This window comes from Sphingobacterium sp. SRCM116780 (assembly GCF_021442025.1).
Lineage (GTDB): Bacteria > Bacteroidota > Bacteroidia > Sphingobacteriales > Sphingobacteriaceae > Sphingobacterium.
Genome location: NZ_CP090446.1, coordinates 827,406 through 843,206, shown reverse-complemented (window position 1 = coordinate 843,206; position 15,801 = coordinate 827,406). Strand labels below are relative to the sequence as shown.

At 34.7% G+C, this 15,801-nt stretch carries 17 protein-coding genes and 2 tRNA genes; 12 read left to right on the top strand and 7 right to left on the bottom strand.

Annotated elements, in window-relative coordinates; genetic code table 11:
- The first annotated feature begins 4 nt into the window (after nt 1-4).
- The 5 genes from LZQ00_RS03675 to LZQ00_RS03655 are packed head-to-tail and all read left to right on the top strand — an operon-like array spanning nt 5 to nt 3,077.
- Nucleotides 5-400, top strand: coding sequence for a DoxX-like family protein (locus LZQ00_RS03675; protein ID WP_234512021.1), 396 nt, complete (start codon nt 5-7; stop codon nt 398-400).
- Complete coding sequence (locus LZQ00_RS03670) at nt 384-1,124, top strand: DUF2071 domain-containing protein (protein ID WP_234512019.1); 741 nt, start codon at nt 384-386, stop codon at nt 1,122-1,124. Before LZQ00_RS03675 ends, LZQ00_RS03670 begins: the two co-directional genes overlap by 17 nt.
- Nucleotides 1,112-1,861, top strand: coding sequence for a methyltransferase domain-containing protein (locus LZQ00_RS03665; protein WP_234512017.1), 750 nt, complete (start codon nt 1,112-1,114; stop codon nt 1,859-1,861). Before LZQ00_RS03670 ends, LZQ00_RS03665 begins: the two co-directional genes overlap by 13 nt.
- Nucleotides 1,854-2,264, top strand: coding sequence for a hypothetical protein (locus LZQ00_RS03660; RefSeq protein ID WP_234512016.1), 411 nt, complete (start codon nt 1,854-1,856; stop codon nt 2,262-2,264). Before LZQ00_RS03665 ends, LZQ00_RS03660 begins: the two co-directional genes overlap by 8 nt.
- Before the next feature lie 36 nt (nt 2,265-2,300).
- Nucleotides 2,301-3,077, top strand: a complete 777-nt coding sequence (locus tag LZQ00_RS03655) for a Cof-type HAD-IIB family hydrolase (protein WP_234512015.1) — start codon at nt 2,301-2,303, stop codon at nt 3,075-3,077.
- Here the strand turns inward: LZQ00_RS03655 and LZQ00_RS03650 are convergent.
- The 4 genes from LZQ00_RS03650 to LZQ00_RS03635 all read right to left on the bottom strand — a co-directional run bounded on the left by LZQ00_RS03650 (nt 3,070) and on the right by LZQ00_RS03635 (nt 7,239).
- Nucleotides 3,070-3,684 (bottom strand): hypothetical protein, encoded by a 615-nt coding sequence (locus tag LZQ00_RS03650; protein WP_234512014.1) that lies wholly within the window; start codon nt 3,682-3,684, stop codon nt 3,070-3,072. The two genes, LZQ00_RS03655 and LZQ00_RS03650, sit on opposite strands and share 8 nt — an antisense overlap.
- Nucleotides 3,685-3,693: 9 nt before the next feature.
- Complete coding sequence (locus LZQ00_RS03645; RefSeq protein ID WP_234512012.1) at nt 3,694-4,056, bottom strand: iron chaperone; 363 nt, start codon at nt 4,054-4,056, stop codon at nt 3,694-3,696.
- A gap of 93 nt (nt 4,057-4,149) precedes the next feature.
- Nucleotides 4,150-4,749, bottom strand: coding sequence for a DUF502 domain-containing protein (locus LZQ00_RS03640; RefSeq protein ID WP_234512010.1), 600 nt, complete (start codon nt 4,747-4,749; stop codon nt 4,150-4,152).
- Between the two features lie 48 nt (nt 4,750-4,797).
- On the bottom strand, nt 4,798-7,239 hold the full coding sequence (locus LZQ00_RS03635) for a bifunctional UDP-N-acetylmuramoyl-tripeptide:D-alanyl-D-alanine ligase/alanine racemase (protein WP_234512008.1): 2,442 nt from the start codon (nt 7,237-7,239) through the stop codon (nt 4,798-4,800).
- A gap of 72 nt (nt 7,240-7,311) precedes the next feature.
- Here LZQ00_RS03635 and LZQ00_RS03630 point away from each other — a divergent pair, with 72 nt between their 5' ends.
- The 3 genes from LZQ00_RS03630 (at nt 7,312) to LZQ00_RS03620 (ending at nt 8,073) form a co-directional block, all read left to right on the top strand.
- On the top strand, nt 7,312-7,800 hold the full coding sequence (locus LZQ00_RS03630) for a regulatory protein RecX (protein WP_234512006.1): 489 nt from the start codon (nt 7,312-7,314) through the stop codon (nt 7,798-7,800).
- 99 nt (nt 7,801-7,899) lie between these two features.
- Nucleotides 7,900-7,975, top strand: a tRNA-Gly gene (locus LZQ00_RS03625).
- Nucleotides 7,976-7,988: 13 nt separating this feature from the next.
- Nucleotides 7,989-8,073, top strand: a tRNA-Leu gene (locus LZQ00_RS03620).
- A 91-nt stretch (nt 8,074-8,164) separates the two neighbouring features.
- Here the strand turns inward: LZQ00_RS03620 and LZQ00_RS03615 are convergent.
- Nucleotides 8,165-8,626 carry an SRPBCC family protein gene (locus LZQ00_RS03615; RefSeq protein ID WP_234512005.1) on the bottom strand — a complete coding sequence of 154 codons (462 nt, stop codon included), beginning with the start codon at nt 8,624-8,626 and terminating at the stop codon, nt 8,165-8,167.
- A gap of 204 nt (nt 8,627-8,830) precedes the next feature.
- Between LZQ00_RS03615 and LZQ00_RS03610 the strand changes: the two genes are divergently transcribed.
- The 4 genes from LZQ00_RS03610 to nudK all read left to right on the top strand — a co-directional run bounded on the left by LZQ00_RS03610 (nt 8,831) and on the right by nudK (nt 11,974).
- Entirely contained in the window at nt 8,831-9,820 is a 990-nt protein-coding gene (locus LZQ00_RS03610; RefSeq protein WP_234512003.1) for a GlxA family transcriptional regulator, read from the top strand.
- Nucleotides 9,821-9,955: 135 nt separating this feature from the next.
- On the top strand, nt 9,956-10,252 hold the full coding sequence (locus LZQ00_RS03605; protein ID WP_234512001.1) for a hypothetical protein: 297 nt from the start codon (nt 9,956-9,958) through the stop codon (nt 10,250-10,252).
- A 37-nt stretch (nt 10,253-10,289) separates the two neighbouring features.
- Nucleotides 10,290-11,198 (top strand): hypothetical protein, encoded by a 909-nt coding sequence (locus tag LZQ00_RS03600; RefSeq protein ID WP_234511999.1) that lies wholly within the window; start codon nt 10,290-10,292, stop codon nt 11,196-11,198.
- 197 nt (nt 11,199-11,395) lie between these two features.
- Nucleotides 11,396-11,974: a GDP-mannose pyrophosphatase NudK gene (nudK, locus tag LZQ00_RS03595; protein WP_234511997.1), complete on the top strand. Its 579-nt coding sequence runs from the start codon at nt 11,396-11,398 to the stop codon at nt 11,972-11,974.
- Nucleotides 11,975-12,116: 142 nt separating this feature from the next.
- Here nudK and LZQ00_RS03590 read toward each other — a convergent pair whose 3' ends face one another.
- Nucleotides 12,117-14,795: an outer membrane beta-barrel family protein gene (locus tag LZQ00_RS03590; protein ID WP_234511996.1), complete on the bottom strand. Its 2,679-nt coding sequence runs from the start codon at nt 14,793-14,795 to the stop codon at nt 12,117-12,119.
- Nucleotides 14,761-15,774 (bottom strand): FecR family protein, encoded by a 1,014-nt coding sequence (locus LZQ00_RS03585; protein ID WP_234511994.1) that lies wholly within the window; start codon nt 15,772-15,774, stop codon nt 14,761-14,763. Before LZQ00_RS03585 ends, LZQ00_RS03590 begins: the two co-directional genes overlap by 35 nt.
- Nucleotides 15,775-15,801 lie beyond the last annotated feature (27 nt).

Below are 15,801 nucleotides of genomic sequence, written 5' to 3'. Positions count from 1 at the left end.
CACTATGCCCTATAAATTTTTTCATATCACACTGACCTATATCATCGCATTCGTTTGGTTGGTCAATGGGCTCTTTTGTAAAGTATGTAATTTAGTCCCTCGCCACCAACAGATTGTATCCCATATACTAGGCGATCAGTATGCAAAGCTGTTGACGATCTTGATTGGTATTGCTGAGATCTTAATAGCAATCTGGATTGTCAGTCGAATCCAATCCCGATTAAATGCATTACTACAAATCGTCATCATTACAGTGATGAACAGCCTAGAATTCACACTTGTTCCAGATTTATTGCTTTGGGGACATTGGAATGTTCTCTTTGCTTTTCTATTTATATTGACAGTCTACTTCAACGAATTTTATCTTTCTAAAAAGGCACAGCATGCTCAAATTTCTTAAAAATCACCCTTTCGCCGTAGAAGCATTTTTTGAAAGTTCTGTTGTCTTGACATTTGCCCTACCCAAAGAGCAATTACAATCATTAATTCCAGAAAAATTGGAATTGGATACCTTGAACGATCAATATGCTTTTTTAGCGGTAGCGATGGTGCAAACCAAAGCATTACGACCAAAGGAATTTCCTCGGATCTTAGGACATGATTTCTTTTTAATAGGCTATCGCATATTTGTGAAATATCACAATAAGAAAGGTAAAAGGCTACGTGGACTTTACATCATCAAATCTGAAACAGATAAAAAGAAAATGGCGTTATTGGGCAATATTTTCACGCATTATAACTACAATAAAATAGCTATTGAAAAACATCAACACGGAAATCAGACGCAGATAACTTCGAAAAAATCCAATTTCGATATCAGGTTTACAGCGGAAGAAGCGGAAGTTCAGCTACCAGCGAACTCCCCTTTTCAAGATTGGAAAGAAGCCAGAAAATATGCTGGACCTCTTCCCTTTACCTTTAGCTACGATGTGGAGCAAGAAGAAATGCTGATCATTGAAGGTGTAAGACAAAATTGGACACCAAAACCGATTACGGTAATCAGTTATCAGGTTGACCTACTTAAAAAATTGCAATTAGAAGATGCCATTTTGGCCAATGCCTTTATCATTGAAAATATTCCATATTATTGGAAAAAGGGAGAAATAGAAAAATGGAACAAGTAAGAAAGCCATTTCAGGGAGTATTGAATATCATACGATTCAATTGGCATTTTTATATCATTGCCTTATTGTTTTTTGCAGGGTTATTCTTCTGTTACGTTCATGTTCCTCCAGAGTTTAAAATTTACGTATTGACGTTCACTTTTTTAGCGATCTCTTCGACTTTACTCTCACTTCTTGCATCACTCTATATCTATGATTTAAGTGATTTCTATGCATTAAAATGGTTGAAAAAAGAAGATAAGTTTCTACATATTGTCAATATTAATGCGGGTTTTGATGAAACAACTCCATTATTACAGCAGGTATATACGAACTCAACAGTGCAAGTTTTTGATTTTTATAATGAAGAGAAACATACAGAGGTTTCGATCAAGCGCGCTAGAAAAGCATACCCGCAATCCGAGTCAATCATTAACATTGAAACAAATAGCATCCCGCTAGCATCCCAAACAACGGACAAAGTATTTCTCATTTTAGCAGCACATGAGATCCGAAATTCAAAAGAGCGTACACGCTTTTTAAAAGAAATCAATCGTATCCTAAAACCAAATGCTGAAGTATACGTAATTGAACATCTCCGAGACATTCCCAATTTTCTCGCTTTCAATATTGGTTTTCTTCATTTTCATCGTAAAAAAACATGGATTAAAAATTTTAAAGAAGCAGACCTAACCATCGTAACAGAACATAAACATACAGCATTCATCACTATTTTTAAACTAGCGAAAAATGATTGAACATCTTCACATTATTGGTTTTATTTTAATCGTTCTCGGCTTCATACATATGATATTTCCAAAGTATTTCAATTGGAAAGAAGAATTAAAATCACTCAGTCTCATCAATAAGGAAATGATGATGATTCATACTTTTTTTATTGCTATCGCAGTTATTCTTATGGGTACATTGTGCTTATCTTCTGCTCAGGAATTGGTACAAACCAGTTTAGGTAAAAGAATTTGTTTTGGAATGGGTATTTTTTGGATATTACGATTGATCATCCAATTCTTTGGTTATTCCAGCAAATTATGGAAAGGTAAACACTTGGAGACGATTGTTCACATTGTCTTCTCCTGTTTATGGTTATACCTAAGTATCATTTTTATTATGACAGCATTCAGTCAAAACACTCTTTTGTAATGATTATATTTGTAGGACACATACTTATACGTAAACATGATTAAAGCAGTTTTTTTTGATATTGACGGAACTCTTTTAAGTTTCAACACCCATAAAATCCCCTCTTCAACCGAAAAAGCCATCGAGAAGTTAAAATCAAAAGGCATTAAAGTTATTGTCTCTACTGGGAGATCGATCAATAGTTTGGATCACATCAAATATTTAGATTTTGATGGTTTTATTACTTTCAATGGTGGATATTGCATCACCAAAGAATGTGATCTCCTGTTTAGAAAAGGAATCCACGAAGCAGATATTGCATCTTTAATTCAGCATGCAGAAAAAAATCAAGTGAGCTTTTCCTTGATGTCTGAAAAAGAAATTTCTATTTTTCAGGTTACACCTGAAATTACTGCGATGTATCAACAGGTGAATTTACCGATTCCCCAACAACGCTCTTACACAGACTTTGATATGGGATCTGTTTTGCAAACAAATATCTTTATTCAACCAGAAGAGCAGGACGAATTCATGACCACGATCATGCCCAATTCTGTTGCCTCACGTTGGACTCCCTTATTTGCAGACGTCAACCCAATCGGTCAAAGTAAACAAGTTGGTATTGATGTTTTTACGCAGCATTTCAATATTGATTTAAGTCAGACAATGGCATTTGGTGATGGTGGAAATGATATCACGATGTTGAAACATACTGCCTATGGTATCGCGATGGGAAATGCGAATCCTGAGGTGAAAGAAATCGCTGATTATATTACCGATGATGTCGATAATGACGGTATTTATAATGCACTTGCTCACTTTGAAGTTATTTAAATCTTAAGGTAAGATGTGATCGAAAAGTATGTGCATTACTATTCATAATGAGCGTATGCTGTTCACCAAATTCGTGATGCAGTCTTGCTTGATAATACGTTAGTAAATCACTTACTTTTTGATCTGTAACATGATGATTGACATGATTGCTAATGTCTAATGAGATCACTTTTTCAGATACTGAAATCTTGATTTTCATGGGATATTTTTCAGCAGTGTGATAACCCTTGAAAAGGGCATTTTGAATTAAAGGAACTAGAATAAAACTAGGAATCGGTAAAGTTGGATACGCAATATTTTTAGTCCAAATGATCGAAATATCAGCGGTTGAAACGTATTGAAATAGGGAAACATACTGTTCCAGAAAATCAATTTCCGAAGCAACTGAAAGGATACGATCTTGTTGAAGAGCAGCACGTTGATAGTTTAAAAAAGACTGCAATAAAGTTTCATTTTCAGGTTCACTGGCTATCTTTTGAGTACATCTTTTTATCAACTCCGTATCGATCTGGCTGGATAAATAAGATAACTCCGCTTGATCTTTCCATTCTTGACGTGAAATTTTCACTGTTTTATCTCCCACAAAACGATTCCATAAACCACTCATAAAGAAATCTTATTTAAGTTTTTTAAGTGTCTCCATGACTCTGAAATCAACTATTCTGCCAATCAGAGCAAAAGGAATCGGTTGATCTAAGGCAAATTGAACAGAACCCTTACCTTGCTTATAAGAAGAGAGTTCCGTTTCAAATTCCGAATGCCCAGTGGGTGTTGCGTAAAAACCAATATGTTTTTTGAAACCTCCAAAATAAACCAGTGGTTTTCCATGTAATTTATAGGCTGGCATGCCATAGGAAATACTTTCAACAGCTGCTGGAGCATGTTGCTGAATAGTTGAACGAACTTCTTGTAACAGGACTTGGACTTCTTCAGGAAAAGAAGCGATATATTCTTCTACAGAGCTGATGTCAGCATTCATATGTAATACGGTTTATTTTGCCAGATAAATGTAAACAAAAGGGAACCATTTTGCCAATGATTCCCTTTTGTTTTTTTGTAGTATAATTGCTTATTAATGTTCTAAACCACTTACACCACCAGAAACCACTAACTTCATCGCATCAGTAGCAGACATATTCAATTTTGTCACCAAAGAAGATTTTACCACAACAACTTGTCCTGCGAATGAATAAGAATAGGGAAAATAAACGACTACTTCATCTGCTAGATTAATTTTTGATAAATCTGTCTGTGTTAGAAAGCCAATCTTACTCACACCTATCTCATTAACTTTCACCAGTACTGGGACATTGAATTTCTTTGCATCTCCAACAAATGCCTCTGTAAAATCTTTAATAGAAGAATAGAGTGTATTCAATAAGGGAATACGATTGATTTGATGATTCAGCCAGTTCTTAATTGGGTCGGTTACAAAATTTGTAAAAATAATCCCTGCTAATACCAATATCAAAATAACGGTTAGAATACCTATTCCCGGGATATACAAGGGATGACCTGTCTCATCTTGCAAAAACAATCCAGTCAAATTCAACGCTGAATCAACGGAAGCAACAATCCAAACAATTAAAAATATAGCACCTGCTAATGGGACGACAACTAAAGTCCCTCTTATAAGATAATTTAAAAATGCCCTTACTAATTTTGATAACATATTATTTCTACCTAATAGACTTTACAAAGATGCAAAATATGCCTTGAATTACTCGTAAAAATAAACTCTTTTCACGCGTTGGGAGATATTAACAAGCAACTCATAAGGTATTGTTCCAATGGCAAGAGCAGCTTCCTTAAGATCTGGGTAAACGATGACTTCATCTTCCTCTTGAACGTCAATATCGGTTACATCCAACATACACATATCCATACAGATATGTCCAATTGTAGCAACCAACTGACCATTTATTGACATCTTACCGATTCCATTACCAAACCGACGATCATAACCATCTGCATAGCCAATCTTAATCGTTGCAATTCGACTTGGGCGACTTAACTTTCCTGCCCGATTGTAGCCAACGGTTTCTGTCTCTGGAAGAAATTTGATCTGCGTAACGTTCGTCTTCAAAACACTCACTTCTTGCACAGGTAGATCAGCACGATCCATATCAATCCCATATAAGCCAATCCCCAATCGTACCATATCAAAATAGGCTGAAGGCCATAAATCAATACCCGATGTCGCTGCGATATGACGAATAAATGTATAGCCTAATTCATGCTGTAGCTTTTTTGTAAATGCATCTAATAGTGTAATTTGCTTTTCCGTAAATTGATTATCGCGGGCATTTCCTGCAGAAGCCAAATGTGAAAAAACAGATTGTACTTTCATCGCCTTTTGATTTTTCAAAATGTCCAATAGGGAATCAATTTCATCGGGCATAAATCCCAATCGATGCATACCCGTATCGACTTTGATATGAACAGGAAAGTTTTTCAAGTCATGTTGTTCTAGGTATCGAAGGAAAGAAGCTAAAATCCTAAAACTATAAATCTCAGGTTCCAAATTATTGTGTACAATCGCATCAAAAGCACTTTCGTCGGGGCTCATGACGACAATAGGAAGTGTGATTCCCCCATTTCGAAGATCAACTCCTTCATCTGCAAAAGCAACCGTTAGATAATCCACATGGTTAAACTGCAATAAATTAGCAATTTCAAAACTTCCACTTCCATAAGAAAAGGCTTTTACCATTGCCATTAACTTTACACCAGCAGGCAGTAAACTTCGATACACATTCAAATTATGCTCCAGTGCATTTAGATTAATTTCCAGCGTCGTATCATGCGATTTGGCAACCAAACGTTTACTGATCTGTTCGAAATGATATTCCCGCGCTCCTTTGATCAGAACTGTCGCATCATGATAGTCGATATTTTTCAGATCTTCAATAAAAGATTTGGTATCTGCGTAATTTTTTATGGGTAATGCAAATTGGGATAATAATTGACTCAATATAGGTCCTACAAAAATCAATTCTGTTAATTCACTTTCAGCAATCAACCGCCTCAATTTAGTAATACTCTTTTCATCGTTCAACTGGACACCAGGGATATCGGAAAGAATCAATATCTTTCGCTGATGTTGCTTTTGTTGTTTCAGAAAATCTAAGGCGATCTGTAGGGCAACTAAATCATTGCTATAGGAATCATCAATAATGGAACTATTCTGTTTTCCCTTTTTCAATTCCAACCGCATCTCCATCGGTTGAAGCAAAGCAATACGTGCAGCAATGACCTTGAAGTCATAACCAAAGCTAATCATGACCGCAATACAAGAAATAGCATTTTCAATCGATGCTTGATCAACGAAAGGAATTTTTACCGTAAAAAACTGTCGGGAAAAACATAAACTAACCAATGTGGATTGATCGTTCTCTCTTTTCACTGAATAAATTTCCAACTGACAAGATTCATCTTCTCCCCAAGCAAACTTATAGATTTGAGAAGGTATATAAATGTTTTCTAAATACTTTTGAGGATAGATCAATGCTTCAGCATGTGTGAAAAGTTTCAATTTTTCAGCAATTTTTTCTTGCTTGGATTCAAAACCACTTTTATGTGCAATACCAATATTTGTGAGTAAGCCATGTGTCGGTTTGATCATCTGTTCTAATTTGGCCATCTCACCAACCTCGCTGATTCCTGCTTCTATAATAGCAAAATTATACTGATCGTTCAGTTCCCAAAGTGATAAGGCAACACCTAATTGAGAATTATAGCTTTTAGGGCTACGATAGATTTTATAATCAGGAGACATCAATTGATATAACCACTCCTTAACAATCGTCTTCCCATTACTTCCCGTAATTCCCAATACTGGAAACTTAAATTTTGATCGTTGATAAGCCGCCAGACTTTGTAAAGCCAAAAAAGTATCCGACACCCATAAGATATTAGCATCAGGTAATGCGAACTCCTGCTGCATATCTTCTTGCAAGACAAAATTACGGACTCCTTTCAGGTAAGCATCTTTAATATATTGGTGTCCATCTCGACGATTGATCAACGCAAAAAACAATCCTGTTTCTGCATTCACGATTTTACGTGTATCATAAATCAAACTTTGAATGATGGCGTCAGCTGCTATAACAATCGATCGTGTAGGTACTAAAATCCCCGAAATATCCGCTATGGTATACATTTTTAAAATTTATATTCAATCAAAGCTCCACATTTTTTCAGTAAGTTCAATATATTTTTGAAATTTGTAAAGATGTTTGACGAAGAGAAAACGAAAAAGAAAATATATACGCCTAAGCAGGCACTGCTTAAGGCTGAAAGCTATTGCGCTTATCAAGAACGAGCACAACAAGAGGTGCGCGATAAATTGTACGAATGGGGATTACATCAAGAAGATGTCGAACTCATTATTTCTCAATTGATATCCGAGAACTTTCTCAATGAGGAACGATTTGCCATTGCCTATACCTTGGGAAAGCTTCGTATGAAAAGCTGGGGTAAAATAAAAATCAAACAAGCTTTAAAATTTAAAAAGGTATCCGAACCATTAATAAAAATTGCATTTTCTAAAATCGATTTGGATGAATATGAAAGCAAAGCCAGTGATTTGATTGATAAAAAACGCTTGTTGTTAAAAGATAAAGATCCTTATATTCTCAAAAATAAAATTTTCCAATATGCGTTATCCCGTGGTTTTGAAAGTGATATCGTTTCTTCTCTCCTGAAAGAAAAGGGCTTATAAAAAAAACAAGACAAAGCAGGTGTTAAAATTTGTTTTTATCATTTTAAGCGCTATATTTGCATCACCAAAACAGAAAACAACTCGTTTACTGTTGGAAATGCGAAAATAGCTCAGCTGGTAGAGCACAACCTTGCCAAGGTTGGGGTCGCGAGTTCGAATCTCGTTTTTCGCTCCACAAAATTCACCTTGCCTAGGTGGTGGAACTGGTAGACACGCAGGACTTAAAATCCTGTTTCCGTTAAGGAAGTGCGGGTTCGATTCCCGCCCTAGGTACGAAAAGGGTTGCTCCAAAAGAGCAACCCTTTCTCTTTGTATGTTCATCCCTAAATAATAGATGTATTGAAATGGTTCTACTTGAAATATTCTATTCTTTATCTTCAACCTTCTTAGGTGTAGCCTGTCCCTTACCTGTCATAATGAGGTCTTTTAAACTGTCTTGAATATAATGCGTCCATGCGTCGTGACAAATTTGATAGCATTCATATCCCTCAACTAAACCTTGGTGAGTAAATTTCAGCACTGTTTTTTCATTTTTCTCAGACAATTCGAAGATCACATAAGTATCTTTCCATTCTGTCTTATCCTTAGTGAATTTAAAGTAGTTGTCCAATACATGCCAAACTATTTTTTGATTTGGTACCAGTTCAATAACCTTTATTTTCGCTCGGTGTACATCCTCATAGTGATACTGAAATTCACTGTTGAGCTGATCGGTAGATCCATCAATATTTTCTGACCACCACCCCCGTACATTATTAATGGCATCAAACACCTCCTGTGTTGTTGCTTCAACCAATAGGGTTGTGTTAAAATCTTTGCTTTCCATAGTTTTATAATTTTTATTAAAATTTCTCCGCACTTTCATCAAATGCTTATCAAATTTAGCAATCAGCAAACACTATTTTAGGGTGTAAAATAGACTTTATAGTGGGTTGATTTGGACAAAACAATTCTGTAATTTCGTATACATAGAAAAAGGCAATTGATCAGGCAAAATATCTTTGCTTGGTAAAGCTAAAAAGTGAAGCCGATGAAACATCTGACCATATTAGTACCTGATATACAAACGGCTAACAGTACCATTGCTTGTATCGTTGGCGCTTATCAGATTTTTACCGCAGCAAATAGCTATTGGGAGACAAAAGGCAATAAAGCATTGTTTAAAATCGAAACCGCGGGTGTAAACGAAGCGTCTGCATTTATTGACGGTCTGTTGACCATAAAACCTCAGGTGAAAATTTCTGCTCTTTATAAAACTGATCTCATTTTGATTCCTTCATTAAGTACAGAATTTAAGATGGCTATAGAAGGGAATATCTTGTTGATTGATTGGCTACAAAATCAATATAAAAATGGGGCTGAAATAGCCAGTATGTGTACAGGGGCATTTATGCTAGCATCATCTGGTCTACTTGACAAAAAAAGCTGCTCTATACATTGGAGTTCAGCAGATCACTTTAGGGTACTATTTCCCGATGTGCATTTAAAAACTGAAAAAATAATCACTGATGAATATGGTATTTACACCAATGGTGGTGGTTATTCCTTTTTAAATCTTTTGATTTATCTGATCGAAAAATATTACGACAGAGAAGCAGCCCTTTATTGCTCTAAATTTTTCCAGGTGGAGATGGATCGGCAAACACAGTCGCCATTCGTCATATTCACTGGACAAAAGTCACATGGAGATGAAGTTGTAAAAAAAGCACAGCAATATATTGAAGACAATTTTTGCGAGAAAATATCCATAGAAAATCTTTCAAAAAGATTTTCAGTTGGTAGAAGAAACTTTGATCGACGATTTATAAAAGCAACCGGCAACACCCCTATCCAGTATGTACAGCGAGTAAAGATTGAGTCAGCAAAAAAAGCATTTGAAACTACTGGTAAAACCATTCATGAGGTTATGTATGAAGTTGGTTATTCCGATTTAAAAGCCTTTAGAGAAGTTTTCAGAAAGATAACCGGTTTATCACCATTGGATTATAAGCATAAATTTAATAAAGAAGCTGGCATCTAAATAAGAGTAAAACCTAATTCATAAATGAATGGCCTATTTATTTTAGTACGAATAATAAATCTTCCCTAGCGAATTATAAACGCTGTTATTCTCACATAATAAAAAACGTATATTCAGAGACTAGCATGAAAGGTTATGATCATTACTTTAAAAACACAAAAAGAGTCACTCAACAAACTCATGGACATTCCGTTATTAGGAGCATTCCTTTTCTTTCTATTGGCCATGTTACCTGTACCATTACTGTTTATCGTAAACAGTTTATTTGACCTTATGGATAATGCTCTTGTTGAAAAGACTAATGCATTGATTACGGGGGTATGGAACGTGCTACTCACTTTCGGTTTACGGATACAAATCGGTATTTTCTTTATCCCTTGTTGGATCTTGTTTCTGGTCATCGGGATATTTCGGTATATCAAGCTCTCCTGAAATAAGTTATTTTAAATGTTCTTTCTAACAAACAACAATGAATAGAAAAACACGAAATAGATTTTTTGCTGTTGCGATGCTTTTGCCTGTATCTTTTCTGTTTCTTTATTTTATAAATACCAATATCCACAATCAGCTTACAAGAACTATTTTTCAATGGAATAGAAACACCGTAACTGTACAGGCTAAAGTGCATGGCTGGGGGTTTACAGCACATAAGTCAAGATCTGGATCTAGTTTTACTTATGCTTATGGAGTAACCTATATCTTTAATAAGCACACCTATTTTGGTACTGTAAAGATTGTTTCTCATACCAACAAGAAAAATGGCGAACTTTATTATAAACCTTTACCACAACACATTCCATTATTTATAGATACAGCACAGCCACAAAAGTATCTATATAATAACAAACAAGAAACAGGCAGCCAAATGTTCAGTATTATTTTCTTAGCCATCATGGTGGCTTCTGTTTATTGTTTTATTCGTCCTTATACTTCCTTCTATTTTAAAAAACCACATCGAGGATTTAGTGCAGCTAGCAATAATTTTGTGCTAAACTTATTGGCTTTTGTTCCTGTTGTATTGTGTTATTTTTTAATAAAAAATGCGCGACAAGGAAGTGAAACAATATTAATAGATGGGTATAAGATCATCAGTGATCGGACAGCATTTGCCACTCAAATCTTTAGCAACGTAACCACCTACAATGGGCAAACGACAGATTATATTTCCATGGAAATGGATAAAAAATATATACAAAGTAACGATGTGATTAAGGCTTATTCCGATACAAGTTTTGATGATTACGATGAATTACTCGTAGAAAAAACGGAACATGCATCAAGCATAACAATTAAAATTTATAAAACTCCACGTCAAGGTTATATCTATATCCTCACACCGAATGGAAACTATCTTGCAACGCCTTATTTATACCATTAAAAAGAGATTTGACTGCTGTAGTACCAATTGCGGTTATCTATCCTATATTTTCAAAATTTAATGATGATATCAAGTTTTATATATGATATATTTGATCGCAAGAAAAGCTCACTCACTTACATCGTCTCTATTTAAAACATGCATCTGAAAAAAGATACGTAAGCGAAAAGAACAGCAATTGCAAAAACAAGCTACCTATGATCGATAACATCAAAATCACGAATACAGAAATTTTATCCGACAATTGGTACGTACTCAAAAAAATAACTTACGAGTATTCCAAGAAAGACGGAACAAAAATGACCCAAAGTAGAGAAGCCTATGACAGAGGAAATGGCGCCACTATTTTATTGTATAACAAAGAACAAAAAACGGTTATTCTCACCAGACAATTTAGACTTCCAACATTTGTGAATGGAAATGAGACGGGTATGCTCATCGAAACTTGTGCAGGACTATTGGACGAAGACAATGCGGAAGACTGTATCAGACGAGAAACGGAAGAGGAAACAGGATATAAAATCACAGAAGTTCGCAAGATATTTGAAGCGTATATGTCACCAGGATCGGTTACAGAAATTTTACATTTCTTTATAGCCGAATATGCAAAAGAAATGAAAGTCAGTGAAGGGGGGGGGCTTGAACAAGAGGAAGAAAATATTGAAGTACTGGAGCTGGATATTACCGAAGCCATGAATATGATCACAAATGGTGAAATCAAAGATGCCAAAACAATCATGTTACTTCAATACATTAAACTCAACCATATTTTATAGTCGTTGTCTTTTCCATTTAATGCTCATTGCTGAAACTTGTTGTTCGGCAATGAGCATTTCATACTGTTGATTATATATTCAGGTCTTCAGTAAACAGTAGTCTAATTGTAATCTTAAGCAAAAAACGGTTGTTCATCTCCAATTAATTTACCCGCTTTTTTTCGGCTTCATTTGATTGGATAATTTTCTTATCCTGAAATTTTACACCTTTTGAAATCGTGTAGGATAACGATATACCAACGGTACGCGTAGGACGTTTTTGGTAAAAATTAATAGTCATACCGTTATGATTTGTAAACTCTCGTTCTCTTTCTGTGTTAAAGAGATCATTAACATTAAGCGTAACCTTTCCTTTTCCTTTAAGAATACCTCGAGAGACCATCAAACTAGAATAAAATTGATCTGCGTACTTTGTATTACCAGAATAAGATGGGGTACGATAACCAACATATAGATTAGCATCAAACAAAGCGTTAAATTTTAAGGAATTTGATACACTTCCTTCAAAAACTTCTTGCGATAGATCAATATCTGTATAATTAAATTTTGATTTAAAGTAGGACACATTACTTTGCAGATTCCAAAATTTGGTAATCTTCAGAGGAACGAAAGCACTCATTCCATAATCGATTCCATGTTTAAAATTTATATTTTGATACTTAATCTGACGGTTATCAACCGTGCTAGCAAACTGTACTATTTTATCCTGTGTATTCGAGTAAAATAAATCTACTGAAATTCCTTTTTTTAAAGTAACACCCGCTTCAATACGATGAATATATTCTGGTTTTAATTGTGCATTTCCTTCAATAAGAAGAAAATCATCTATTTGCAAAGTATAAGGATTTAAATCTTTAAATGAAGGTCTACGCACTCGTTTTCCATAATTCAAATGAATGGAAGCACCACCGTTAGCAATATCTTGTAATAAAAAGAGAGAAGGAAACAGATTTAAATATTTTTGTTCTACTCTTTCGGAACTGGTGACAGACATCCCATCAATCAATGTTTCTTCAGCTCTCAATCCAGCCTTAATGGATAGGTTTTTTATCTTATGATTGAATGCAAAATAACCCATAATCAAATTCTCTTTGTAAATAAAGCTATTGCTGTACGCACTATCTTGCAACCAATGATCTGCTATAAAATTATTTCTGATAACCTCATTATTTCGTCGCGTATCCACATACTTTAAACCTAATGCAAAGCTAGTACCTGAACGATAATTTTTATTGAAGTCAGTTTGAATACTATATATATTAGTTGTATTGGGAGAAAGATTCTGATATATCTGATCTTCAGCAGTATTGAGTGAGGTCAGACGGTAATCATTAGATTCTTCATTATCATTGTACAAGTGATCTGCAATAATTTTTAAAGCTGATTCTAAAGTATCTATTTTCAACAAATAATTGAACGTAGAGTTTAACATGGTTGGCTTATTCAGCCAATTATTATACGTTTTTTTATAGAGTGTATCGTTGGCAAAGTGATGCGAATTGTTTGTATAAAAATCTTGATCTGAATTAGAAGTCGTCCAGAGAGACTGTAAACCAATACTCTGTTTGTCATCTACTTCATAGTTCATCGTCAGACGAGCATTATAACCATCTAAATCTCTGAACCGTTTTGTATCGCTCAGGTATTCGGAGTGATCGGCATATTGAATATCATTAGTTGCAATATAACGCTGCTTATCTTTTCTGTACCCTACTGCAGCAGCGAGATAAAATTTATTTCTTTTATAATCAAATAAAGAACCGCCATTAAAAAATGGATCTTTGTTATTCTGCGTGTATCTCGCTAGCAATGTAGCTTTTAATCCATCATTTACTCCTTTCTTCAGTACAATCCTCACGATCCCTCCTCCTCCTTGAGCTTCATATTCAGCTCCAGGATTAGGAATAACTTCAACTTTTTTTATACTTTCTGATGGAAGCGATCGTAAATATTCCGCCAATTCTGTTGAAGACATTCTCTGAACGATGTCATTTATCATAACGATTACAGACTCATTTCCACGAATTTTTATATTCCCATTATGATCCACCCATAAACCAGGGGATCTTTGTAATACTTCCAAAGTAGATAATCCACTTCCCAAAATACTTCCCTCAACATTGATGACCATACGATCTGCTAAACGTTGATAAGGAGATTGAACGGCAGTAACATTAACCGTTTCCAATACGGTACTCTCATTCTCCAGCATTATGCTCAATTTAGATCCTTGATCAAAGTCCTCAACAATAACTTTTGTTGTTTTATACCCTAACAACGAAAATTCTAAACGAAGATCTTTACGTTCTATTGGTAAAGAAAGTTCAAAATTACCTTCTTTATCCGCAATTGTTGTTCCGAGCAAATTATCTCCACGAAAGAGTTTCACGGTAACATAGGATAAAACTGAATTTTTATGATCCGTAATTTTACCCGTTAATATGCGTGATTTTATATCCAATCTTTGATTCTCAGCTTGCGAAATCACTAAGATCTTATTATCAATAAATTGATAATTTAAATTATTGTTTCTGGTCACAAGACCCATTAATTCATCAAGAGCAAATTCAGGTGTTGCAATTTTTATAGTCATTTCATCTTTAACAACTTCATCACTATAAAAGATCGAATAATTAGTTTGATGTTGAATGACATCAAATATTTGTTTCAGAGCATGTTCTCCCAACTGAATCTTGATGCGTTTATTTTGTCCATAACTGATAAGTCCGAAAAAAACTGCTATTACGAGAACAAAATATTTTAAGTTTATCGCCATCTTTAACCCCTTATCGAATCGTGACTTCCTTATTTTTAATTTCATATTTAAAAGGATATGAAATCTTAAGAACCTGTAATAACTCTTCAAATTGCATATCTTTTAATGTGCCACTAAACTTCTTCTCACTGATCAATTTATTTGCGAAGATTAATTTGACTTGATATTTTCTTTCTATTATACGCTGAATATCCTTAAATTTTTGATTTTTAAAAACAATGGCATCTTGAAGATTCATTTTCTGCATAGCTAATATTTGTGCATCCAACGTATCAATTTTTAAAAGATCTACGGCACCCTTTTCATTACTCACTAATTTCACCTTTTGATTGGGTAAGACATGAAATACTTTTTCAGGATATCGCAGTTGAGATAATTGAACTTTACCTGTATACAAAACAAGTTCCGATTCTTTTGCATTTGCTGATGGTCTTATCATAAATGATGTACCGACAACTCGTATATTCCAATCGCCAACCCGAATGTTCATCGGTACAGTTGTATCCTTGGCAACATCAAAAAAAGCAGTTCCATTTAAAAGCAGATCTCTATCCGATGCACCAAATGTTTTATTATAACTTATTGAAGAATTACGGTCTAATGTAATTTGGCTACCATCATCTAAAGAAAAAAGTAACTTTTCCCCAGTACCGGTTTTGGTCACCATTTCAAATTGTAGATTATCCTGTGTGAAAAATCTTTGATATAAAACCGTAGTTGCTATAAAAAATACGATAATCGCAGCAGTCATACCCCATATCCTCATCTTTACTTTAGCAGGTCGAATAGCAACTATTTTCTGTTCAGCACTTTCGTTCTCTATCCGACTCCATATGCTATCCAAACCACTATGAGCATGATCATTTACCGTGTTTACATCCTTGTAAAAGGTTTCAAAAACTTTTGTTACGGGTTCATAGTCCTGATTTTCTGCCAGGTAAATATCATAATCACATTGTTCACTTTTGGAAAGACCATCGACCATTTTTTTGCTCAATAATTTTAAAAAATCCTCTTTGTCCATAATTTTTTTGTTGAATATTAATTTAAA

Coding starts and splice junctions, on each gene's coding strand:
- LZQ00_RS03675 (WP_234512021.1), top strand. CDS start 5: ATGCCCTATAAATTTTTTCATATCACACTGACCTATATCATCGCATTC.
- LZQ00_RS03670 (WP_234512019.1), top strand. CDS start 384: ATGCTCAAATTTCTTAAAAATCACCCTTTCGCCGTAGAAGCATTTTTT.
- LZQ00_RS03665 (WP_234512017.1), top strand. CDS start 1,112: ATGGAACAAGTAAGAAAGCCATTTCAGGGAGTATTGAATATCATACGA.
- LZQ00_RS03660 (WP_234512016.1), top strand. CDS start 1,854: ATGATTGAACATCTTCACATTATTGGTTTTATTTTAATCGTTCTCGGC.
- LZQ00_RS03655 (WP_234512015.1), top strand. CDS start 2,301: ATGATTAAAGCAGTTTTTTTTGATATTGACGGAACTCTTTTAAGTTTC.
- LZQ00_RS03650 (WP_234512014.1), bottom strand. CDS start 3,684: ATGAGTGGTTTATGGAATCGTTTTGTGGGAGATAAAACAGTGAAAATT.
- LZQ00_RS03645 (WP_234512012.1), bottom strand. CDS start 4,056: ATGAATGCTGACATCAGCTCTGTAGAAGAATATATCGCTTCTTTTCCT.
- LZQ00_RS03640 (WP_234512010.1), bottom strand. CDS start 4,749: ATGTTATCAAAATTAGTAAGGGCATTTTTAAATTATCTTATAAGAGGG.
- LZQ00_RS03635 (WP_234512008.1), bottom strand. CDS start 7,239: ATGTATACCATAGCGGATATTTCGGGGATTTTAGTACCTACACGATCG.
- LZQ00_RS03630 (WP_234512006.1), top strand. CDS start 7,312: ATGTTTGACGAAGAGAAAACGAAAAAGAAAATATATACGCCTAAGCAG.
- LZQ00_RS03615 (WP_234512005.1), bottom strand. CDS start 8,626: ATGGAAAGCAAAGATTTTAACACAACCCTATTGGTTGAAGCAACAACA.
- LZQ00_RS03610 (WP_234512003.1), top strand. CDS start 8,831: ATGAAACATCTGACCATATTAGTACCTGATATACAAACGGCTAACAGT.
- LZQ00_RS03605 (WP_234512001.1), top strand. CDS start 9,956: ATGATCATTACTTTAAAAACACAAAAAGAGTCACTCAACAAACTCATG.
- LZQ00_RS03600 (WP_234511999.1), top strand. CDS start 10,290: ATGAATAGAAAAACACGAAATAGATTTTTTGCTGTTGCGATGCTTTTG.
- nudK (WP_234511997.1), top strand. CDS start 11,396: ATGATCGATAACATCAAAATCACGAATACAGAAATTTTATCCGACAAT.
- LZQ00_RS03590 (WP_234511996.1), bottom strand. CDS start 14,795: ATGAAATTAAAAATAAGGAAGTCACGATTCGATAAGGGGTTAAAGATG.
- LZQ00_RS03585 (WP_234511994.1), bottom strand. CDS start 15,774: ATGGACAAAGAGGATTTTTTAAAATTATTGAGCAAAAAAATGGTCGAT.